Annotated in this window: 17 protein-coding genes; 14 read left to right on the forward strand and 3 right to left on the reverse strand. The window is 71.7% G+C overall.

Annotation, left to right across the window (positions count from 1 at the left end; translation table 11 throughout):
* The first annotated feature begins 77 nt into the window (after nucleotides 1-77).
* From PZ894_RS13460 to PZ894_RS13520, 13 genes are all read left to right on the forward strand, one after another.
* A complete protein-coding gene (locus PZ894_RS13460) occupies nucleotides 78-1544 on the forward strand; it encodes an aldehyde dehydrogenase family protein (protein WP_275745495.1) in 1467 nt (488 codons plus the stop codon).
* Nucleotides 1541-3253 carry a choline dehydrogenase gene (betA, locus tag PZ894_RS13465; protein ID WP_275745497.1) on the forward strand — a complete coding sequence of 571 codons (1713 nt, stop codon included), beginning with the start codon at nucleotides 1541-1543 and terminating at the stop codon, nucleotides 3251-3253. The genes PZ894_RS13460 and betA overlap by 4 nt, the downstream gene beginning before the upstream one ends.
* Nucleotides 3250-4284 (forward strand): glycine betaine/L-proline ABC transporter ATP-binding protein, encoded by a 1035-nt coding sequence (locus tag PZ894_RS13470; RefSeq protein ID WP_275745499.1) that lies wholly within the window; start codon nucleotides 3250-3252, stop codon nucleotides 4282-4284. The genes betA and PZ894_RS13470 overlap by 4 nt, the downstream gene beginning before the upstream one ends.
* A 138-nt stretch (nucleotides 4285-4422) precedes the next feature.
* Nucleotides 4423-6444, forward strand: a complete 2022-nt coding sequence (locus PZ894_RS13475; protein ID WP_275745501.1) for an ABC transporter permease subunit — start codon at nucleotides 4423-4425, stop codon at nucleotides 6442-6444.
* 41 nt (nucleotides 6445-6485) lie between these two features.
* Nucleotides 6486-7466 (forward strand): ABC transporter substrate-binding protein, encoded by a 981-nt coding sequence (locus PZ894_RS13480; RefSeq protein ID WP_275745502.1) that lies wholly within the window; start codon nucleotides 6486-6488, stop codon nucleotides 7464-7466.
* Between the two features lie 151 nt (nucleotides 7467-7617).
* Nucleotides 7618-10128 carry an FAD-dependent oxidoreductase gene (locus PZ894_RS13485; RefSeq protein ID WP_275745505.1) on the forward strand — a complete coding sequence of 837 codons (2511 nt, stop codon included), beginning with the start codon at nucleotides 7618-7620 and terminating at the stop codon, nucleotides 10126-10128.
* Between the two features lie 28 nt (nucleotides 10129-10156).
* Complete coding sequence (locus PZ894_RS13490; RefSeq protein WP_275745507.1) at nucleotides 10157-10900, forward strand: hypothetical protein; 744 nt, start codon at nucleotides 10157-10159, stop codon at nucleotides 10898-10900.
* The gene (locus PZ894_RS13495) at nucleotides 10897-11880 is read left to right on the forward strand and encodes an electron transfer flavoprotein subunit alpha/FixB family protein (RefSeq protein WP_275745509.1); all 984 of its coding nucleotides are present in this window, start codon (nucleotides 10897-10899) and stop codon (nucleotides 11878-11880) included. The genes PZ894_RS13490 and PZ894_RS13495 overlap by 4 nt, the downstream gene beginning before the upstream one ends.
* 97 nt (nucleotides 11881-11977) lie before the next feature.
* Nucleotides 11978-12163, forward strand: coding sequence for a hypothetical protein (locus tag PZ894_RS13500; protein ID WP_275745511.1), 186 nt, complete (start codon nucleotides 11978-11980; stop codon nucleotides 12161-12163).
* Nucleotides 12164-12215: 52 nt separating this feature from the next.
* Complete coding sequence (locus PZ894_RS13505; protein ID WP_275745513.1) at nucleotides 12216-13427, forward strand: M15 family metallopeptidase; 1212 nt, start codon at nucleotides 12216-12218, stop codon at nucleotides 13425-13427.
* Between the two features lie 17 nt (nucleotides 13428-13444).
* On the forward strand, nucleotides 13445-14413 hold the full coding sequence (locus PZ894_RS13510) for an NADPH:quinone oxidoreductase family protein (RefSeq protein ID WP_275745514.1): 969 nt from the start codon (nucleotides 13445-13447) through the stop codon (nucleotides 14411-14413).
* Nucleotides 14414-14481: 68 nt separating this feature from the next.
* Complete coding sequence (locus PZ894_RS13515; protein ID WP_275745515.1) at nucleotides 14482-15036, forward strand: TOPRIM nucleotidyl transferase/hydrolase domain-containing protein; 555 nt, start codon at nucleotides 14482-14484, stop codon at nucleotides 15034-15036.
* A gap of 80 nt (nucleotides 15037-15116) precedes the next feature.
* Complete coding sequence (locus PZ894_RS13520; RefSeq protein ID WP_275745517.1) at nucleotides 15117-17066, forward strand: M13-type metalloendopeptidase; 1950 nt, start codon at nucleotides 15117-15119, stop codon at nucleotides 17064-17066.
* Here PZ894_RS13520 and PZ894_RS13525 read toward each other — a convergent pair whose 3' ends face one another.
* Nucleotides 17067-17534 (reverse strand): hypothetical protein, encoded by a 468-nt coding sequence (locus PZ894_RS13525; protein ID WP_275745519.1) that lies wholly within the window; start codon nucleotides 17532-17534, stop codon nucleotides 17067-17069.
* A 282-nt stretch (nucleotides 17535-17816) separates the two neighbouring features.
* Between PZ894_RS13525 and PZ894_RS13530 the strand changes: the two genes are divergently transcribed.
* Nucleotides 17817-19928, forward strand: coding sequence for a DEAD/DEAH box helicase (locus tag PZ894_RS13530; RefSeq protein WP_275745521.1), 2112 nt, complete (start codon nucleotides 17817-17819; stop codon nucleotides 19926-19928).
* A gap of 54 nt (nucleotides 19929-19982) precedes the next feature.
* Here the strand turns inward: PZ894_RS13530 and PZ894_RS13535 are convergent, their stop codons facing one another.
* Nucleotides 19983-21482, reverse strand: a complete 1500-nt coding sequence (locus PZ894_RS13535) for a DHA2 family efflux MFS transporter permease subunit (protein WP_275745523.1) — start codon at nucleotides 21480-21482, stop codon at nucleotides 19983-19985.
* A gap of 119 nt (nucleotides 21483-21601) precedes the next feature.
* Nucleotides 21602-22090, reverse strand: coding sequence for a glutathione peroxidase (locus PZ894_RS13540; protein WP_275745524.1), 489 nt, complete (start codon nucleotides 22088-22090; stop codon nucleotides 21602-21604).
* Nucleotides 22091-22107 lie beyond the last annotated feature (17 nt).

The raw sequence follows: 22107 nt of genomic DNA on the forward strand, positions 1-22107 counted from the left end.
GACTGAGAACCAGTTGCGCGGAGAGCATCGTGTTGCGGCATACGCAACATGGGTTGTCCCCGCAGAATGGGGTGCCGGTGGCCGAGCTCTACCTCGACGGCGCGTGGACGGGCGCAGTGGGTGGGGCGCGCCGCGAGATCAGGTGCCCGGCGGACGGCGCCCTGGTCGCCACCGTGGACGAGGCCGGCGCCGCCGACACCGAGCGCGCGATCGCGGCGGCGTACGGCGCCTTCCACGACGGTCCCTGGCCACGGGCGTCGAGTCGCGAGCGCGGCGACCTGCTGCTCCGGCTCGCCGACCTCCTCGAGCGCGACGCCGACGAGGTCGCGCGGCAGGAGTCGCTCGACACCGGGAAGCGCCTCGTCGAGAGCGCGTACGACGTGGCCGACGTCGTCGCGGTGCTCCGCCACTACGGCCGGGTCGCAACGGAGGACGCCGGACGGGTCGTCGACACCGGGAACCCTGACGTGGTCAGCCGCATCGTCCACGAGCCGGTCGGCGTCTGCGGCCTCATCACGCCGTGGAACTACCCGCTGCTCCAGGTCTCGTGGAAGGTCGCGCCGTGCCTCGCCGCGGGCAACACCTTCGTGCTGAAGCCCAGCGAGCTCACGCCGCACACCGCGATCCACCTGATGCGCCTGCTTGAGGAGGCCGGGCTGCCGGCGGGCGTGGGCAACCTCGTCCTCGGTGCTGGAGCGACGGCCGGAGTCCCGCTGGCCACCGACCCCCGGGTCGACCTCGTCTCCTTCACCGGGGGCCTGGAGACCGGACGGCGGCTGATGGCCGCGGCGTCGACGACGGTGAAACGGGTGGCGCTCGAGCTCGGTGGCAAGAACCCCAACGTGGTGTTCGCCGACGCCGACCTCGAGGTCGCCCTCGACTTCGCGCTGACGGCGGTCTTCCTGCACTCGGGCCAGGTCTGCTCCGCGGGCGCGCGCCTGCTGGTCGAGGAGGAGATCCACGACGACTTCGTCGACCGCCTCGTCGACCGCGCCGAGCGGATCCGGCTCGGCGGGCCGTTCGACGACAAGGCGGAGACCGGCCCGCTCACCAGCGCCGCCCACCGCGACAAGGTCGAGGCGTACGTCGCACGCGGACTCGCCGAGGGCGCCGTGCTCCGCACCGGCGGACGCCGCCCCGACGACCCGGCGCTCGCCGACGGCTTCTACTACCTGCCGACGATCCTCGACGGCTGCCGCAGCGACATGTCGGTCACGCAGGACGAGTCGTTCGGGCCGGTGCTGACCGTCGAGACGTTCCGCGACGAGGACGACGCCGTCCGCATCGCCAACGACTCGATCTACGGGCTGGCCGGCGCGGTCTGGACGCAGGACGCCGGCAAGGGCCAGCGGGTCGCCGGCCGGCTGCGGATGGGCACGGTCTGGATCAACGACTACCACCCGTACGTGCCGCAGGCCGAGTGGGGCGGCTACAAGCAGTCGGGCGTCGGCCGCGAGCTCGGGCGGGCCGGACTCGATGAGTACCGCGAGACCAAGCACGTCTGGCACAACATCCGCCCCCAGGAGCAGAGGTGGTTCTCGTGAGCCCGGGGGTGGGCATGACCCGCGACAGGTACGACTACGTCATCGTGGGTGGCGGCTCGGCCGGGTGCGCACTCGCCAACCGCCTCTCCGCCGACCCCGGCACCTCGGTGCTGGTCCTCGAGGCCGGCCGGTCCGACTTCCGTATCGACCCCTTCATCCACATGCCGGCGGCGCTGCCCTTCCCCATCGGGAACCGGCTCTACGACTGGCGCTACGAGACCGACCCCGAGCCACACCTGAACGACCGCCGGGTGTTCCACGCGCGCGGCAAGGTCCTCGGCGGCTCGTCGTCGATCAACGGCATGATCTTCCAGCGCGGCAACCCGATGGACTACGAGCGGTGGGCCGCGGACCCGGGGATGAAGAAGTGGGACTACCTCCACTGCCTGCCCTACTTCAAGAGGATGGAGCACCTGCTGCTCCCCGACGGCAGCAACGGCGCCGATCCCTGGCGCGGCGGCGACGGTCCGCTCGTCCTCGAGCGCGGGCCCGCCGACAACCCGCTCTTCGGCGCGTTCTTCGAGGCGGCCCAGCAGGCCGGCTACCCGCTCACCGACGACGTCAATGGCTACCGGCAGGAGGGCTTCGCCAGGTTCGACCGCAACGTGCACCGCGGCCGACGGCTGTCGGCCGCGCGCGCCTACCTGCACCCCGTGAGGCATCGGAGCAACCTCAGGGTCGAGACGCTGGCCTTCGTCACGGGCGTGCGCGTCCGGGGCACCCGGGCCGTCGGGGTCGACTACCTGCGCGCCGGCCGCGTCCGGCGTACGGCGGAGGCCGGCGAGGTGATCCTCTGCGGCGGCGCGATCAACACCCCGCAGCTGCTCCAGCTCTCGGGCGTCGGCGACGCCGAGCTGCTGCGACAGCACGGGATCCCGGTCGTCCAGCACCTGCCGGGGGTCGGCGCCAACGCCCAGGACCACCTCGAGGTCTACATCCAGTACGCCTCGAAGCAGCCGGTGTCGATCGCCCCCGGCCTGCGGTGGCGGCGGCGCCCGGGGATCGGCTACCAGTGGCTGGTCCATCGCCGCGGGCTCGGGGCGACCAACCACTTCGAGGGCGGTGGATTCTGTCGCAGCAACGACGACGTCGACTACCCCAACCTGATGTTCCACTTCCTGCCCGTCGCGATCCGGTACGACGGGTCCGCGCCGACCGAGGGACACGGCTACCAGGTGCACATCGGGCCGATGTACGCCGACACCCGCGGCCACGTCCGGATCCGGTCGCGGGACCCGCGCCAGCACCCCTCGATCCTCTTCAACTACCTGTCGACGCCCAACGACCGCCGCGAGTGGGTGGAGGCCGTCCGCGTCGCGCGCGACATCCTCAACCAGCCGGCGTTCGAGCCCTACAACGACGGGGAGCTCTCGCCCGGCCGCCGGGTCGAGACCGACGAGCAGATCCTCGACTGGGTCCGCGCCGACGCCGAGACCGCGCTGCATCCGTCGTGCACGGCGAAGCTGGGCGTCGACGAGTCGGCCGTCGTCGACCCGGGCTCGATGCGTGTCCACGGCGTGGAGGGCCTGCGGGTCGTCGACGCGTCGGTCTTCCCCTACGTCACCAACGGCAACATCTACGCCCCCGTGATGATGGTCGCCGAGAAGGCCGCGGACCTCATCGCCGGCAACACGCCGCTCCCGCCCGCCGACGCGCCGTACTACCGCCACCGCGACGGCATGCCGCTCTACCCCGAGGAGTCCCGATGAGCGATGCCGCACTGTCCGTGAGGAGCCTCTGGAAGATCTTCGGCCGCGGCTCCGACCGCATCGTCGGCACGCCGGACGCCGACCTCTCGCGTGCCGACCTCAAGGAGAGGACCGGCTGCGTGGTCGGCGTCCGGGACGTGTCCTTCGAGGTCGCGCCCGGCGAGGTCTTCGTCGTGATGGGCCTGTCCGGCTCGGGCAAGTCGACGCTGGTGCGTTGCCTGACGCGCCTCATCGAGCCGACCGCCGGCGAGGTCGCCATCGACGGCCGCGACGTGATGAGGGCGAGCGAGGGCGAGCTGCGGGACCTGCGGCGTACCCATGCGTCGATGGTGTTCCAGCACTTCGGGCTGCTGCCGCACCGCCAGGTGATCGACAACGTCGCCTACGGACTCGAGGTCCGTGGCGTCGGGAGGAAGGAGCGCCGGGCCAAGGCCGCGGAGGTCGTCGACCTGGTCGGCCTCTCCGGATACGAGGCGTCCTACCCCGACCAGCTCTCCGGCGGCATGCAGCAGCGCGTCGGCCTGGCGCGGGCCCTCGCCAGCGACCCGTCGCTCCTGCTCTTCGACGAGCCGTTCTCGGCGCTCGACCCGCTGATCCGGCGGGACATGCAGAACGAGGTGATCCGGCTCCACCACGAGCTCGGCAAGACAATGGTCTTCATCACCCACGACCTGCAGGAGGCGCTCAAGCTCGGCGACCGGATCCTGATCATGCGCGACGGCGAGGTCGTGCAGATCGGTACGCCGGACGAGGTGGTCGGCGCCCCGGCCGACGACTACGTCAAGGACTTCACCTCCGAGGTGCCGAAGTCGCACGTGCTCACGCTCAAGTGGGTGATGCGCGAGCCGCGGCCCGACGACTCGTCGGAGGGCCCGGTGATGACCTCCGACACCGTGGTGCGCAAGGCGGCGCAGGCCGCGCTGGCCTCCGACCACCCGGTGCGGGTCGTCGACGGCGGTGAGCTCGTCGGAATCGTCGACGACGACGCGATCCTCCGGGTCGTGGTCGCCGAGGAGGAAGTCTCCGCATGAGCACCCCGTCAAGTTCCACGCTCCACTCGCTGCGCTCGCTCCGCGCACAACTTGTCGGGGACCCCGCATGAGCACCCCGTCAAGTTCCACGCTCCACTCGCTGCGCTCGCTCCGCGCACAACTTGTCGGGGACCCCGCATGACGGCCACCCTCACCCCGCCCCGGGTCGAGCCGGACGCGGAGCCGCCCGTCGTCCGCGAACGCCCGAGCATGCCGCGCTGGGCCTGGGCCCTGGTCGTCGTCGGCGTATGGATCCTGGTCTACCTGGTCACCAAGGGCCAGGACACGCTCGCGCTCCCGGGCCGGGAGCACACCGACCTGCACGAGACGCTGACCGGCTTCCGCGACGACGTGCTCGCGAGCCGGGACACCAACCCGCTGATCCAGCTGACCTACAACATCGGCCAGGCCTTCGTGGACCTGGTCGACTGGGCGCAACGGATGATCTCGGTGCCCGACCTGCCGCGGCCCGTGCCGCAGATCGGCTGGCTCGGCGTCACCGCGATCGCGACCTGGGTCGGTCTGGCCGTCGCCGGCTGGCGCATCGCGATCCTGGTCGGCGCCTCCTTCGTGTCCTTCGGGCTCTTCGGCTACTGGTCCGACTCGATGGACCTGCTCATCGTCACCTTCGTCGCCGTCGCCGTGTCGGTGCTCATCGGGATGCCCTTCGCCATCTGGCTCGGCACGACCCGGCGACCGGCGGTGGTCGCGGCCATCAACGTCGTCCTCGACATCCTGCAGACGATGCCGACCTTCGTGTACCTGCTGCCGGTCGTGCTCTTCGTCGGCATCGGCGCCTCGGCGGCGGTGGTCTGCACGGTCCTCTACGCCTTCCCGCCGATCGTCCGGATCGCCGGACACGGCATCCGCAGCGTCTCGGCCACGACCATCGAGGCGACCGACGCCTCCGGCCAGACCCGGGGCCAGCGGCTCCGCAAGGTCCAGCTGCCCATGGCCCGCAAGACGATCGTCGTCGGCGTCAACCAGTCGATCATGGCCGCGCTGTCGATGGCCACGATCGCCGCCTTCGTCGACGGGCCCGGCCTCGGCCAGCCCGTGCTGGCCGCGCTGACCCGGATCGACGTCGGCGGCGCCTTCGTGCCCGGCATGCTCATCGTGGTCATGGCGGTGATGCTCGACCGCACCACGACGGCCGCCAGCGAGGCCTCGGAGAAGGCCGCCCGCGGCGGGATCGACCTGCGCCGGCGGCGCATCGTGCTGGCGGCCACCGCCGTGCTGGCGCTGGTGGCGGTCTACCTGTCCCGTCAGTACTTCTGGGCCGCGGAGTTCCGCGAGACCTCGTGGGGGCCGTCGCTGGCCGACGCCGTCGACTCCTTCACCGAGTGGTTCACCGACACCTTCCAGGGCGTGACCGAGGGCTTCAAGGACTTCATCAGCAGCGTGCTGCTCAACCCGATGCAGTCCCTGCTCGCCGAGTCGCCGTGGTACGTCACCGGTCTGGCGATCCTGCTGCTGGCCTTCGTCTTCGGTGGCGTGCGAGCGGTCCTCCCGACCGTCGTCTGCCTGGCCGGCATCTGGTACCTCGACCTCTGGCACGACGCGATGATCACCCTGACCATGACGCTGGTCGGCACGCTGCTGGTGATGGTCCTGGCCGTCGTCTTCGGTGTCTGGATGGCCCGGCGACGCGCGGTCGACCTGGTGCTCCGCCCGCTGCTCGACGCGGGCCAGACCATCCCGCCCTTCGTCTACCTGATCCCGATGCTGGCCCTCTTCGGCCCGACCCGCTTCACCGCCATCGTGGCGGGGGTCGTGTACGCCGGGCCGGTCGCGGTCAAGCTGGTCGCCGACGGCATCAAGGGCGTGGCGCCGACGACCATCGAGGCGTCCCGCTCGACCGGTGCGACGGCCTGGCAGGAGATCACGAAGGTCCAGCTGCCGATGGCCCGCGGCTCGCTCGTGCTCGCCGCCAACCAGGGACTGCTCTACGTGCTGTCGATGGCGGTCATCGGCGGCATGGTCGGCGCGGGTGCGCTCGGCTACGACATCGTGCTCGGCTTCTCCCGCTCGGAGGAGTGGGGCAAGGGCGCCGCGGCCGGCATCACGATCGTGCTGATCGGGATCATGGTCGACCGCATCTGCCGCGCGGCGGCCGCCCGCACGGAGGGCGGCTCGCCAGGCACCAAGGCTCGGAACTAGGGATCACCAGGGTTCGCACTCGCGACGACGGAGGAGATGCAATGCGGAAGAGGACGGGAACCAGGCTGGCGGCCGTCGCGGCGTGCGCGACGTTCGTGCTGGCGGGCTGCGGCGACGGCGGCTCGATCGACGAGGAGACCGAGGCCAACGAGTCGGCCGCGGCCGAGGCGGGCGACTGCGGCGACATCAACATGGCGGTCAACCCCTGGGTCGGCTACGAGGCGAGCGCGTACGTCGTGGGCGCGGTCGCAGAGTCGATCGGCTGCACCGTGACCTACAAGGAGCTCAAGGAGGACGTCTCCTGGCAGGGCTTCGGCACCGGCGAGGTCGACGTGATCATCGAGGACTGGGGCCACCCGGACCTGGAGAAGAAGTTCTTCGCCGACTCCGGCGACGGCAGCGCCGAGGACTTCGGGGAGAACGGCAACGTCGGCATCATCGGCTGGTTCGTCCCGCCGTGGCTCGCGAAGGAGCACCCCGACATCCTCGACTACGAGAACCTGAACGACTACGCGAAGGACTTCGCCACGAGCGAGTCGGGTGGCAAGGGCCAGTTCCTCGGCGCGGACCCGTCGTACGTCCAGTTCGACGAGGCGATCGTCAGCAACCTCGGCCTCGACTTCAAGGTCGTCTTCTCCGGCAGCGAGGCCGCCAGCATCACGGCCTTCCAGAAGGCCGAGGACAACAAGGAGTTCCTCATCGGCTACTTCTACGAGCCGCAGTGGCTCTTCGCCGACGTGCCGCTCGAGCGGGTCGCGCTGCCGCCCTACGAGGACGGCTGCCAGGACGACCCGGCCAAGGTCGACTGCGACTACCCCGAGACGACGCTGAAGAAGGTCGTCTCGACCTCGTGGGCCGACGAGGGCGGCGCCGGCGTCGACCTGGTCAAGAACTTCAGCTGGACCAACGACGACCAGAACGTCGTGGCGAAGTACATCTCCGAGGACGGCATGTCGCCCGAGGACGCCGCGGCGAAGTGGGTCGACGAGAACCAGGACAAGGTCGACGCCTGGCTCGGCTGACCCCACCCCGCACCTCCACGCCGACCCGCCCGAAACTTTCGGGCGGGTCGGCCTTGACCCCTCCCGTGGCACGGGGTGATGCTGGAAACAGTTTCGTATTACGAATCGCGTTGCGTATTGCGCAACCGAATGGACAGACCGGAGAGTGTTCATGGCCACCGTCCCCGCCTCGGCCAAGGTCGTCGTGATCGGCGCCGGCATCGTCGGCAACAGCCTCGTGCACCACCTCGCCCGGCTCGGGTGGCGCGACATCGTGCAGCTCGACAAGGGCCCGCTCCCCAACCCGGGCGGGTCCACCGGGCACGCCTCGAACTTCATCTTCCCGGTGGACCACTCCCGGGAGATCACCGACCTGACGCTCGACTCGGTGCGGCAGTACCAGGAGATGGGCGTCTTCACCGAGTCCGGTGGCTTCGAGCTCGCCCGGACCGAGGAGCGCATGGAGGAGCTCCGGCGCCGCATGTCGAGCGCGAAGGCGTGGGGCATCGAGGCGGAGCTGGTCGACCCGGCGTTCGTGAAGGAGAAGGTGCCCTTCATCGAGGAGGACCAGTTCATCGGGGCCTTCTGGACGCCGAGCGTGGGCGTCGTCGACTCGCTGCGCGCCGGCACGATCATGCGGGAGGCCGCGCTCGAGACCGGCGCGCTGACCGTGGTCCCCAACGTCGAGGTCACCGGCCTCGACGTGGAGGACGGCCGCATCCGCCGGGTGCGCACCGACGGCGGCGACATCGAGGCGGAGTACGTCGTGATCGCGTGCGGCGTGTGGAGCCCGAAGATCGGCGACATGGCTGGCATCTCGATCCCGCTGACCCCGGCCGTGCACCAGATGATCAGCGTCGGACCCTGCCCGCAGCTCGCCGAGCGGGAGGGCGAGATCTCCTTCCCGATCGTCCGCGACATGGACACCTTCTGCTACGAGCGCCAGCACGGCGCCGACATGGAGGTCGGCTCCTACGCGCACCGCGCGATCCTCCACGAGCCCGAGGACATCCCCTCGATCGAGCAGGCGAAGCTGTCGCCGACCGAGATGCCCTTCACCTCCGACGACTTCGACCCCCAGCTCGAGCAGGCCTACGAGCTGATGCCCGAGCTGCTCGGCGCCGAGGGCGCGGAGATGCGCTACGCCATCAACGGCCTGCTGTCGCTGACCTGCGACGGCAACCCGATCCTCGGCGAAAGTCTGGTCAAGGGGCTCTGGACCGCGGCCGCGGTCTGGATCAAGGAGGGCCCGGGTGTCGGCCGCGCGGTCGCGGAGTGGATGGTCGACGGCCACTCCGAGATCGACGTCAGCCACAGCGACATCGCCCGCTTCCACCCCCACCAGATGCGGCGCGAGCACACCCGGCTGCGCACCACCGAGGCCTTCATCAAGACCTACGGGATCGTCCACCCGGCCGAGCAGTACGAGTCCGACCGCGACCAGCGGTGCTCGCCGATGCACGCGTCGCAGGCGGAGCTCGGCGCGGTGTTCTTCGAGACCGGCGGCTGGGAGCGCCCGCACTGGTACGAGTCCAACGCCGGTCTCCTCGAGCGGTACGGCGACGCCGTGATGCCCCGCGAGCACGAGTGGGACGCCCGCTGGTGGAGCCCGATCATCAACGCCGAGCACCTGCGCATGCGCGAGGCCGCGGGCGTCATCGACCTCTCGGCGTTCGAGGTCTTCGACATCGCCGGGCCGGGCGCCCTCGAGACCGTGCAGACCGTCTGCGTGGCCCAGTGCGACGTACCGGTCGGCAAGGTCGTCTACACGCCGGTGCTCGACCCGGGGGGTGGCTTCCGCTCCGACCTCACCGTGATGCGACTCGGGGACCGGCACTTCCGCGTCGTCACGGGTGCGGCGCACGGCCCGGCCGACCGCAAGTGGTTCGGCGACCACGTGCCGGCCGACGGCGTCACCACGCTGACCAACCGCACCGCCGACGTCGTCACACTCGGGCTCTGGGGCCCGCGGTCGCGCGACATCCTCGCCTCGCTCACCTCCGACGACGTGAGCGACGCGGGGTTCGGGTTCCTCACCTGCCGCGACCTCCAGGTCAAGGGCACGCCGGTGCTCGCGTCGCGGATCTCCTACGTGGGCGAGCTCGGCTGGGAGCTGTACGTCGGGGCCGACGACGCCGCCGGACTGTGGGACACCCTCCTCGACGCCGGCGCCGCGCACGGCGCGGTCCCGGTCGGCATCGGCGTCTACGGCACGACCGGCCGCATCGAGAAGAGCTACCGCGCGTTCGGGTTCGAGCTCGACGGCGAGCGCAGCATCGTCGAGGCCGGCATGCAACGACCCAAGGTGAAGGCGGCCGACTTCGTCGGCAGGGCGGCGTACCTGGCCCAACGTGAGAGTGCCCCGGAGACGGTGCTGTGCACGCTGGTCGTCGACGACCACACGTCGGCGTCGGGCATCAAGCGGTACATGCTCGGCGGCGAGCCGGTCCTGACCCGGTCTGGCGAGTCCCTGACCGACGGGCACGGCCACCACCCGTACGTCACGTCGGCCGGCTCCGCGCCCTCGCTCGGCAGGCACCTGCTGCTGGCCTACCTGCCCCCGAGCGAGGCGGTGATCGGCAACGAGCTCGCCGTGTCCTACATGGAGGAGCTCTACCCGGTGACCGTCGGCTCGGTCGACGCGACCCCGCTGCTCGACCCGACCAACGAGCGCATTCGATGAACACCCCCGTTCGCCTCGGGGGACTGTCATGACTTCCGTACTGGTCTGCGTCAAGCGGGTCGTCGACAGCTCCAGCGAGGTGGTGCTGACCGACGACGGCCAGGCCGTCGACGGCCGGTACGCCGGCTTCACGATGAGCGCCCACGAGGAGTGTGCCGTCGAGCTGGCCGTCCAGATCGGCGACGCACGGGTGGTCACCCTCGGTGACGCCGACGCCGTCGAGCAGCTGCGTGCCGCGCTCGCCGTCGGCTGCACCGCGGCGACGCACGTCGTGGCCGACCCGCAGACGTTCGGCCCCGCCGACGTCGCGCGCGAGCTGGCCGCAGTCGTCCGCGAGCACGATCACGACCTCGTCCTGCTCGGCAACGACGCCGCCGACAGCGGGGACTTCCAGGTCGGCATCCGGCTCGCCTACGAGCTCGGCTGGCCGGTGGTCAACGGCGTCGCGACCGTGTCGGTGCAGGACGGCACCATCGTCGCCGACGGCGCCGGACCGAACGGCCACGAGACCTACCGGCTGCCGCTCCCGGCGGTCGTCACCGTGCTCGAGGGCGGGGTGGAGCCGCGCTACCCGACCGTCCCCGGCCGGATGAAGGCCAAGAAGGTGCCGATCGACGAGCGGCAGCCCACCGCCGAGCCCGCCGGGCCGGGCCGGGTGCGCCTGCTGCTGCCGCCCCCGGCGCCCTCCGACGTGCAGGTCCTGGGCAAGGGCGCGGAGGCCGCGCCGGCCGTGGTCGACCTCTTCGAGCGGCTGGGGGTGCTCGCGCGATGATCGTGGTGCTGGTCGAGACCGACCTGTCCGGCGCCGCCGTCGAGGTCTCGCGGGAGGCGGTGACCTTCGCGCGCTCCCTGTCCGACGCGGGCGGCGGCGTGCCGATCGACGCCGTCGTCGTCGGTGAGCCGTCGGCCGCGCTCGTCGACCAGCTCGCGGCGTACGGCGTGCGCGACGTCCACGCGCTCACCGGCGAGGCGTTCGACTCGTTCGCGGGGGCGGCCTGGGCGTCCGGCGTCCTCGGCGTCCGCACCGCCAAGAACGCCGTCGTCGTGATGGCGGCCGGCACCCCGCGCGGCAACGAGGTGATGGCGCACGTCGCCGCCCGCGCCGGGGTCGCGATGGCGGCCAACGTGCTGTCGTTCTCCGGGCTCTCGCCGTTCACGGTCACCCGCCAGGTCGTCGGCGGTGCCGCCCTCGAGGAGATGCGGCTGGCGGATCGCCCGGCCGTGTTCACGGTCGCCGGCCACGCCGTCGAGGCCGCGCCTGCGGCCGCCGCCGGCGGGGCGCACGTCGTCGTCGAGCGACCGGATGTGGACCCCGCCGACCTGGTCGCGCGCGTGGTGTCGACGCAAGCGCCGGAGCCCGACCTGTCGGGCAGCCTGAAGTCCGCGAAGGTCGTCGTCGGGGCGGGCCGCGGCGCCGGCTCGGCCGACGGGTTCGCCGACCTGCTGGAGCTGACCGAGCTGCTCGACGGCTCGCTCGGCGTCTCGCGCGTCGTCACGTCGCTGGGCTGGCGGCCGCACCACGAGCAGGTCGGCCAGACCGGCTCGCGGATCTCGCCCGACCTCTACATCCCCTGCGGCATCAGCGGCGCCATCCAGCACTGGGCCGGCTGCTCGTCGGCCAAGGCGATCCTCGCGATCAACACCGACGCCGAGGCCCCCATGGTCACCAAGGCGACGTACGCCGTGATCGGCGACCTGCACGAGGTCGTGCCCGCGATCAACGCGGAGATCCGGCGCCGCCGGGCCGGCTGAGCGCCCGGGGCGACGCCCGCCGTGTCGAACACCCCCCTTGCGGGAACAAGGGGGGTGTCGACCCTCCCGTGCCGACGCGACCGAAAGGGGGCTCCGCGTGGAGAACGAGGACAGGACCATCGCCATGGCGGCTCGCTCCGACGACAACCCGCCTCCGGCCTGGGAGCCGCGGGCCGTCACCCGGGCCCGCGGTCTCGCGGAGCTCCTGGTGCGCCGGCCCGAGCTGAGCGGCGTCTACTCGCCGGCCGACGTCACGGCCGAGGGCGTGCGCTGGTCGGCCTGAGCCTGGCGGGCCGGCCGCCTACCCTTGGTCCGGTGAGGCCGGGGGAGGACGAGTGACGGGGCGACTGCGTGCCGCAGCGCTCGCGCTCGTGCTGCTCGCGAGCGGGACGGCGACCGCGTGCGACGGCTCGTCGCGCGCCGACGACCAGCCGGCGGACCCGTCGTCCGCCGCGCACACGGCGACGCCGCCCAGCGGCCCGACCCTCGACCCCGAGCACGCGGTCGAGCCCCCCGGGCGCCGTACCGGCGTCGTCGGCTATCCCGACATCGTGGTCACCAGCGCCCGGACGATCGAACCGAGCACGGCGGCCGCGATCCGGGCGGTCCCCGGGGTGCTCGACGTCGCGTCGATCTCCCTCGCCCAGGTCGTCGTGCAGAACCGGGCGCTCCAGGTCGCGGCGGTCGACCCCGCGACGTACCGGAACTACACGCTGCGGGAGGTGGCCGAGAGCCAGGAGGTCTGGCGCCGGGTCGCGGCCGGTGAGCTGGCCGTCGACCCGCGGCTGGTACGCCGGGTGCCCGTCGACGACCACGGGTTCGTCGACCTCGGCAGCACGAAGGCGGCGCCGGCGGTCCACATCGGCGCGCACGCCGAGCAGGCCCCGCTGGTCGATGCGGTCGTCAACGAGACCTGGATCCCCGACCTCGAGATGACCGAAGGCAACGCGCTCCTGATCCGCACCGGCGGCCGCTCGCCCGACACGCTGCGCAGGCCCATCCAGCGCGCGCTCAGCGGGGCGGACGCCTCGGTCCAGATGACCGACGTCGTGGCCCGGGAGGGCCTGGACCCCGACGTCGTGCAGACCGCCGTCGTGGTCGGCACCGTCGCCGACGCGGTCGGCATCTACCGCTACTCGGTGCTGGGCGGCGGCCGGATCGCCCCCGAGCCCGCCTGGGTCGCGTCGCACATCACCACCGAGCAGGTGCCGATCCTGGGGGCCGTCACCTGCAACCGGCTGATCTTCCCGCAGCTGCGGGCCGCCCTGCAGGAGGTCGTCGACCGCGGCCTGGCCGACGAGATCCACCCCGGTGAGTACGCCGGCTGCTACTACCCGCGCTTCATCGCCGGGTCCACCAAGCTCTCCAACCACGCCTTCGGCCTCGCCCTCGACCTCAACGTCCCCGGCAACCAGCGCGGCACGGTCGGCGAGATGGACCGCGGCGTCGTCGCCGCCTTCGAGCACTGGGGCTTCACCTGGGGCGGACGCTGGGGCTACACCGACCCGATGCACTTCGAGATGCGTGAGCTGGTCAATCCCGGCTGACGTTACTGTCGGGTCCCATGCGAGCCGTCCAGGTCGTCCAGCCCACCGGTCCCGCCGACGTCGTCGTCACCGACGTCCCCGAGCCGACACCGAAGGACGGGGAGGTCCTCGTCGACGTGCACCGGGTCGGGATCTCGTTCCCCGACCTGCTGCTGAGCAAGGGGCAGTACCAGCTCCGGCCGGAGCCGCCGTTCACGCTCGGCGTCGACTTCGCCGGCGTGGTCGTGTCGGGGCCCGCGGGGTTCGAGCCGGGTCAGCGGGTCGCCGGCGTCGCGGGCCACGGCAACGCCGCCGAGCGGGTGGCCAGCCCCGCCGACACGACGTTCGCGCTGCCCGACAGCCTGTCCTTCGACGAGGGCGCGGCCCTGCCGATGAACTACCTGACCGCCCAGTTCGCGCTCGCCGAGCGCGGCCGGCTCCGCGAGGGCGAGACCGTGCTCGTGCACGGGGCCGCGGGCGGAGTGGGCACGGCGACGATCCAGGTCGCGAAGGGGTACGGCGCGCGCGCGATCGCCGTCGTCAGCACCAAGGAGAAGGCGGCGATCGCCAGGGCCGCCGGTGCCGACGAGGCCGTGCTGCTCGACGGCTTCAAGGACGCCGCGCTCGAGCTCACCGGCGGACGCGGGGTCGACGTCGTCGTCGACGTGGTCGGGGGCGCGGTCTTCACCGACTCGCTGCGCGCCCTGGCGACCCAGGGCCGCCTGCTGGTGGTCGGGTTCGCGGCCGGGCAGGGCATCCCGGAGGTCAAGGTCAACCGGCTGCTGCTCAACAACGTCGACGTCCGCGGCGTCGGCTGGGGCGCCTTCGCCATGGTGCGCCCCGGCTACATGCAGCAGCAGTGGTCCGCGCTGCTGCCGATGATGGAGTCCGGCGTCGTCAAGCCGCCGATCGGCTCGACGTACGAGCTCGAGGGGTTCGGCCGGGCGCTGATCGACATGGAGGAGCGCCGGACGCTCGGTAAATCGGTGGTGCGGGTGCGGGACTGACCGCTACCAAGGCTGCATGTCGCGTGACCTCGCCGCCGGCACGACGTACCGGGCGCTCGGGTGACCCGATGGAGGCACCGCGGGCGGTCGTGCTGGTCGAGGGGGACAGCGACCGGCACGCCCTGCACACCCTCGCCCGCCGCGTCGGGCGCGACCTCGCGGCCGACGGCGTCGAGGTCGTGGTGCTCGGCGGCATCACGAACATCCGGTCGTTCGCGCTGCGCTACGGGCCGTGCGGGCTCGGCGTACCCCTTGCCGGCCTGTACGACGCGCCCGCCGAGCCCATCGTGCGGCGCGGACTGACCGCGGCCGGCGTCCCGGTCGACGGCTTCTTCCGGTGCACGGCGGACCTCGAGGACGAGCTGATCCGGGCACTCGGCGTCGCGGGCGTCGAAGACGTGATCGCCGCCGCCGGCGAGGCCCGGTCGCTGGAGCTCCTCGCCGGCATGCCCGCCCAGCGGCTGTGGACGCGCGACGCGGTGCTGCGCCGGTTCATGGGGTCGCAGGCCGGGCGCAAGCACCGCTACGCGGCGTTGCTCGTGGAGGCGCTGGAGCCCGACCGGCTGCCCGCCCCGCTCACGGGCGTGCTCCGGCACGCGATCGAGCTGGGGTCGTCTGCCTGACACGCGCGATTCCGCGTCGTCGGGCACACGTGGGTCGGGAGGGTGATCCGCGACGTGGGTTCGCGGGCTAGTGTCGCTCCGTGAGCATTCTCGAGGACGCCCGCGAGGGCATGGACCCCGCCATCCGGCCGCAGGACGACCTGTTCGGTCACGTCAACGGTCGCTGGCTCGAGGAGTCCGAGATCCCGTCCGACCGCTCGAGCTGGGGACCCTTCGTCCAGCTGGCCGAGGTCGCCGAGGAGCAGGTGCACGCGATCATCGAGGACCTCGCGCGGCGCGTCGCCGCGGGCGACGACGTCGACGAGGACGCGCGCAAGATCGGTGACCTCTTCCACTCGTTCATGGACACCGAGACGATCGCCGCCAAGGGCCTCGCGCCGGTGCGGCCGCTGCTGAAGGCGGTCGCCGGCCTGCGCGACGTGCGCGACCTCGCGGCGTTCCTCGGCGAGTTCGAGCGCGCCGGCGGGCACGGCCTCTTCGGCTCCTACGTCGACACCGACAGCAAGAACTCCGACCGCTACCTCTTCAACCTCGTCCAGGGTGGCCTCGGCCTGCCCGACGAGTCCTACTACCGCGACGAGAAGTTCGCCGAGGTCCGGGAGAAGTACGTCGCCTACCTGACCCGACTCTTCACGCTGGCCGGCCACGCCTCGCCGGAGGCCGCGGCGGCCACCGTGCTGGAGATCGACACCAGGCTCGCCGCCGGCCACTGGGAGCGCGCGGAGACCCGCGAGGTCCAGAAGACCTACAACCTGAGGACGAAGGCGGAGCTCGCCGAGATCTGCCCGAGCTTCGACTGGGACGCCTACGTCACCAACCTCGGCGGCAGCGACGAGACGCTGGCCGAGGTGTGCGTGCGGCAGCCGTCGTACTTCACGCACCTCTCGACCGTCCTCGACGAGGTCCCGATCGACGCCTGGCGCGAGTGGCTGCTCTCCCACGTGCTGCGCGCGGCGGCCGGTTACCTGACCGACGACTTCGTCGAGACCAACTTCGACTTCTACGGCCGCACGCTCAACGGCACCCCGGAGCTGCGCGCACGCTGGAAGCGCGGTGTCGCGTTCGTCGAGGGCGCGATCGGCGAGGCCGTCGGCAAGGAGTACGTCGCGCGGCACTTCCCGCCGCGGTCCAAGGCGATGATGGACGAGCTGGTCGCCAACCTGCTCGCCGCCTACCGCCAATCGATCTCCCGCCTCGACTGGATGACCGAGGAGACCAAGCAGCGGGCGTACCAGAAGCTCGACACGTTCCGCCCGAAGATCGGCTACCCGGAGAAGTTCCGCGACTACTCGCGGCTCCAGGTGACCCGCGACGACCTGATCGGCAACGTCGCGGCGGCGTCGGCGTTCGAGACCGACCGCGAGCTCGCGAAGATCGGCGCGCCGGTCGACCGCGACGAGTGGTTCATGCTGCCGCAGACGGTCAACGCCTACTACAACCCGGGCACCAACGAGATCTGCTTCCCCGCGGGCATCCTGCAGAAGCCGTTCTTCTCCGCCGACGCCGAGGACGCCGAGAACTACGGCGGCATCGGCGCCGTCATCGGTCACGAGATCGGTCACGGCTTCGACGACCAGGGCGCGCAGTACGACGGCGCGGGCAACCTCAACGACTGGTGGACGCCCGACGACAAGTCCGCCTTCGAGGTGAAGTCGAAGAAGCTCGTCGAGCAGTACGACGGCTTCGAGCCCCGCAACCTGCCCGGCGAGCGCGTCAACGGCTCCCTCACCGTCGGTGAGAACATCGGCGACCTGGGCGGGCTGACGATCGGCCACACGGCGTACCTCATCGCCCGCGGTGGCGCGGCCTCGGTCGAGGAGCGGCGCCGGCTCTTCATGAACTGGGCCTACTGCTGGCGCACCAAGCGGCGCAAGGAGCTCGACCAGCAGTACCTCACGATCGACCCGCACAGCCCGCCGGAGTTCCGCGCCAACATCGTGCGCAACCTCGACGAGTTCCACGAGGTCTTCGAGACCGCGGCGGGCGACGGCCTCTGGCTCGACCCGGCCGACCGCGTGCGCATCTGGTGATCACGACCGCGACAGTGCCGCCCCGGTCCAGGCCTCGTCGAGCGTGACCTCCTCGATGACGTCCAGGCCCGCCGGGACGTCATCGACCGGCTGGTCACCGCCGTCGACCTCGGCGAGCAGGGTGCCGTCCGGGAGCTCGTCGACGGCGACGTGCCGACCGTCGAGGTGGACGTGGTGTCGCCGCTTGTGCAGCACGGTCGCCGGCAGCCGCGCCAGCACCGCCCACTCGGCGTCGTCGAGGTAGACCGACGTGCACGCGATCCGCTGGGGCCCCGGGCCGAGTCGCACCTTGTGGCCGAGCTTGCGCACGAGGCGCCCGTCCGGCTCGGCGACCTCGCGCAGCCTGATCCGGGTGCCGGTGAGGTAGCGGTCGGTGATCGCGGTCGTCCGCTCGACCCCCGCGGGCAGCGACCTCACCAGGAAGCGGCGTTCGGACTCGACCACGGCGTACTTCATCGGATGCTCCACGCGATCAGTATCGGCGGGAGGGGGCGGGTGTCCCGCACCGATGGGCATGGCGCAGGGACACCCACCCGGGTGTGACCCCTGCCAGCGGCACACCCCGTGTTGTGCGCTGGCGACCCTCAGGAGCGCGCCGACGCGCGGCAGATACGCGGGTCCTGACGATTCCTGTGGAGGGCCGTGACGCGCAGTCGGCAGGCGCTGGTAGACAGGCGGCATGAACACCCCGCGGAATCGCACGCCTCCCCCGCTGCGCTCCCCCGGCGCACGATTCCGCGGGGACCCCGCGTGAGCACCCCTACCGCGACCGACGTACGCCGCAGCGCGGAGGCGCACCTGCGCGCTCTGGTCGGACCCCGGGAGGGGCAGGGCGACGCCGTGCTGCGCGAGGACCAGTGGGCGGCGATCGAGGCCCTCGCGGTGCACCGGCGGCGGGCCCTGGTCGTGCAGAAGACCGGCTGGGGCAAGTCGGCGGTCTACTTCGTGGCGACGCTGCTGCTGCGCGAGCAGGGCGCCGGCCCGACCGTGATCGTGTCGCCCCTGCTCGCGCTGATGCGCAACCAGATCGCGGCGGCCGAGCGGGCGGGCATCCGGGCGGTGACGATCAACTCCACCAACATGGAGGACTGGGAGCCGATCCAGGAGTCGATCCGGGCCGGCGAGGTCGACGTGCTGCTGGTCAGCCCCGAGCGGCTCAACAACCCCGGCTTCCGCGACGAGGTGCTGCCCCGGCTGGCGGCGACCTGCGGCCTGCTGGTCGTCGACGAGGCCCACTGCATCTCCGACTGGGGCCACGACTTCCGCCCCGACTACCGGCGCATCCGCACGCTCCTCGGCGACCTCCCCGACGGCATCCCGGTGCTGGCGACGACCGCGACGGCCAACGCCCGGGTCACCCAGGACGTCGCCGAGCAGATGGGCACCGATGTCCTGGTCCTCCGCGGCTCCCTCGACCGGGAGTCGCTGCGGCTCGGCGTGGTCCGCATGAAGACCCCCGAGCAGCGGCTCGCCTGGCTCGCCGACCACCTCGCCGAGCAGCCCGGCTCCGGCATCGTCTACTGCCTGACGGTCGCCGCCACCCAGGAGGTGGCCGACTACCTCCGCGCGCGCGGCCACGACGTCGCGGCGTACTCCGGCCAGACCGAGACCACCGAGCGGCACGCCCTCGAGCAGGACCTCGCGGCCGGGCGGGTCAAGGCGCTCATCGCGACGAGCGCGCTCGGGATGGGCTTCGACGCGACGCTCGGGTTCGTGGTCAACCTCGGGGCGCCGGCGTCGCCGGTGTCCTACTACCAGCAGGTCGGCCGTGCGGGCCGTGCACTCCCCCCGGATCAGGAGAGCGCCACGGTCGTGCTGCTGCCCGCGATCGAGGACCGCGACATCTGGGCCTACTTCGCGTCGCTCGCCTTCCCGCGCGAGGAGCAGGTGCGCCGCACCCTCGAGGTGCTGGCCGACGAGGGGCGCCCGCTGAGCACGCCCGCGCTCGAGACCTACGTCGACCTCAACCGCAACCGGCTCGAGACGATGCTCAAGGTGCTCGACGTCGACGGTGCCGTCCGTCGGGTGCGCGGTGGCTGGGAGGCGACCGGTCGGGCCTGGACCTACGACGAGGAGCGCTACCGACGGGTCCGCGAGGCGCGAGAGCGCGAGCAGCAGGCGATGCTCGACTACCTCACGACCGACGCCTGCCGGATGCGCTACCTGCGCGAGCAGCTCGACGACCCCGAAGCCACCGACTGCGGGCGCTGCGACAACTGCGGCGGACTGTCCCTCGCCGACGAGGTCTCGGCCGCCGCCGTCGAGGAGGCCCAGGACCGGCTCGCGCGGCCCGGCGTGGTGGTCGAGCCGCGCAAGATGTGGCCCACCGCTCTGACCAACCTGGGAGTCGACCTCAAGGGCAAGATCGGCGAGGGCGCCGAGGAGGGGCGGGCCGTCGCCCGGCTGACCGACCTGGGCTACGGCAACGCGCTGCGCGAGCTGTTCGCGCCGGCGACCCCGGACGGGCCGGTCCCGGTGCCGCTGGTCCGGGCGGTCGTCGAGGTGCTCGCCGACTGGCGGCCGCCGGTCGACGGCATCGTCGTGGTCGAGTCCGCGACCCGGCCGACGCTCACCGCCGACCTGGCCGCCGGACTGTCCCGCTACCTCGAGGTGCCCGTCGTCGGGCGCTGGGCGATCGTCGACCCGGACGTCGCACCCGAGCAGGGGGCGGCCAACTCAGCCCAGCGGATCGCCGCCGTCGGGCGCCGCTTCGACCTGCACGCCGAGGTCCCCGAGGGGGCCCGGATGCTGCTCGTCGACGACCGGGTCGGCACCGGCTGGACGCTCACCCTGGCGGCCCGTGCGGTCCGCTCGGCGGGGGCCGCGGAGGTGCGGCCGCTGGTCCTCGCCGCGACCACCTGACCCCAGCCGACGCCGACCCGCCGAAACTTTCGGGCGGGTCGGCGTCTGGTGGGATCAGTGACCGGCCAACAGGGCCGGGTCGACCGGGTGCTCGATCTTCTTGCGGGGCAGGAAGAACGCCGGGACCAGGACCAGTGCGACCATCACCGTCGCAACCACGAACACGTCGGCGAACGCGTCGGCGAGGCCGGGGACGAACGTGGCCGGGTCGGTCGGGTCGAGGTCGATGGTGCCGTTGGTCAGCAGCACGGAGAAGACCGCGGTGCCGATCGACGCGGCGACCTGCTGGACGATGTTCATCAGCGTCGAGCCGCGCGCGATCGTGTGCTCCTTCAGCGTGGCCAGCGCCGCCGACATGATCGGCATCATCGTGCCGCCCATGCCCAGACCCATGATGAACAGGGCCGCCAGCAGGTAGGTGTAGGAGGTGTCCGCCTCGAGCTGGGTGAACATCGCCATCCCGACCGTGATCACGGCGATGCCGGTGAGCACGATCTTGCCGGGACCGATCTTGTCGGCGAGCATGCCCGCGACCGGCATCGTGAGCATCGCCCCGATGCCCTGCGGCGCCAGCAGCAGGCCGGCGTCCATGGCGTCCTCGCCCCGCACCGACTGGAAGTAGAGCGGGAACAGCAGGCTGGCGCCGAAGAAGGCGATCGCGAACAGCGACATCGCGACCACGGCGATCGTCATCGTCTTGTTGGCGAACAGCCGCAGGTCGACCAGCGGGTGGATGTTCTTGCGGTTGAGCGCCCAGGGGACGAACGCCGCGATCAGCAGGAGGCCGACGACGGCCGGGCCGACCACTTGGGCGGTCCACACGGTCCCGTCCTCCTCCTTCGCCGCGGGGATCGACGAGACGCCGTACAGGAACGCGGCCAGGCCCGGGGAGAGCAGCACCATGCCGAGCCAGTCGAAGGTCTCCGACGGCTCGACGTGGTCCTTCGGGAGCACGACCGAGGCGTAGACGAGCGCGACGATGCCGATCGGCAGGTTGATCAGGAAGATCCAGTGCCAGCTGGCGGAGTCGATCAGCGCGCCGCCGAGGATCGGGCCGAAGATCGGGCCGAGCAGCATCGGGATGCCCATGATCGCCATGACGCGACCCACCCGCTCGGGGCCGGCGGCGCGGGTCAGGATCGTCATGCCGAGCGGCATCAGCATGCCGCCGCCGAGGCCCTGGAGGACGCGGAACGTCACCAGCATCTCGAGCGACGTCGCCGCCGCGCACAGCACGGAGCCGAGCGTGAAGAGCAGCACGGCCAGCATGTAGAGCCGCTTGGTGCCGAACCGGTCGGCGGCCCAGCCGGTCAGCGGGATGACGGTGGCGAGCGCCAGCGTGTAGCCGGTCATCGTCCACGCCACCTGGGCCGAGGTCGCGTCGAACTCGCGCTGGAAGGTCTGCAGCGCGACCGACACGACCGTGATGTCGAGGATCGACATGATGGCGCCGAGCACGACGACGCCCGCGGTCAGCAGGACGCCGCGGTCGAGCTTGTCAGAGCCTCCCGAGGTGGCGGAAGGGGGAGGGGTGGGGGTGGTCTCCGTGGTCACCCATCGAGGCTAGGTGGCGCCGCCGACACAGGCATCCGACTTTCGTCGCGACGGCGCGTGCGCTGCGTCACCGTGGACGCGCCGATCCGCCCCTGATCAGCCCCTGATCAGCCCCGCGATCAGCCCAGCTGGGCCTCGATCGCGCCCACGACCTGCGGGTCGTCGGGCACGACGCCGGGCCGGAACCGGGCCACCACGGCTCCGTCGCCGGAGATCAGGAACTTCTCGAAGTTCCACTGGACGTCGCCGGCCTCGCCCTCGCCGTCGGCCGTCTCCGTCAGCGTCCGGTAGATCTCGTGGCGGTCGTCGCCGTTGACCTCGATCTTCTCGGTCATCGGGAAGGTGACGCCGTACGTCGCGGAGCAGAACTCCTGGATCTCCTCGGCGGACCCGGGCTCCTGCCCCATGAACTGGTTGCAGGGCAGCCCGACGACGGTGAACCCGCGCTCGGCGTACCTCTCCTGCAGCTGCTCCAGGCCGGTGTACTGGGGGGTCAGCCCGCACTTGGAGGCGACGTTGACCAACAGTGCCGGTCGACCGCCGGTGATCTGACCGATGGTCGAAGGGGTGCCGTCGAGGCGCGCGATCGGGGAGTCGAGGAGGCTCATGCCTCCGAGCCTACGGT

Origin of the sequence: Nocardioides sp. YIM 152315, assembly GCF_029210375.1 — a bacterium.
Classification (GTDB): domain Bacteria; phylum Actinomycetota; class Actinomycetes; order Propionibacteriales; family Nocardioidaceae; genus Nocardioides.

Bases quoted from the DNA above. Each gene is read 5' to 3' on its own strand.
- PZ894_RS13470 (WP_275745499.1), top strand. From the start codon at position 3,250: ATGAGCGATGCCGCACTGTCCGTGAGGAGCCTCTGGAAGATCTTCGGC.
- PZ894_RS13475 (WP_275745501.1), top strand. From the start codon at position 4,423: ATGACGGCCACCCTCACCCCGCCCCGGGTCGAGCCGGACGCGGAGCCG.
- PZ894_RS13480 (WP_275745502.1), top strand. From the start codon at position 6,486: ATGCGGAAGAGGACGGGAACCAGGCTGGCGGCCGTCGCGGCGTGCGCG.
- PZ894_RS13485 (WP_275745505.1), top strand. From the start codon at position 7,618: ATGGCCACCGTCCCCGCCTCGGCCAAGGTCGTCGTGATCGGCGCCGGC.
- PZ894_RS13490 (WP_275745507.1), top strand. From the start codon at position 10,157: ATGACTTCCGTACTGGTCTGCGTCAAGCGGGTCGTCGACAGCTCCAGC.
- PZ894_RS13495 (WP_275745509.1), top strand. From the start codon at position 10,897: ATGATCGTGGTGCTGGTCGAGACCGACCTGTCCGGCGCCGCCGTCGAG.
- PZ894_RS13510 (WP_275745514.1), top strand. From the start codon at position 13,445: ATGCGAGCCGTCCAGGTCGTCCAGCCCACCGGTCCCGCCGACGTCGTC.
- PZ894_RS13515 (WP_275745515.1), top strand. From the start codon at position 14,482: ATGGAGGCACCGCGGGCGGTCGTGCTGGTCGAGGGGGACAGCGACCGG.
- PZ894_RS13540 (WP_275745524.1), bottom strand. From the start codon at position 22,090: ATGAGCCTCCTCGACTCCCCGATCGCGCGCCTCGACGGCACCCCTTCG.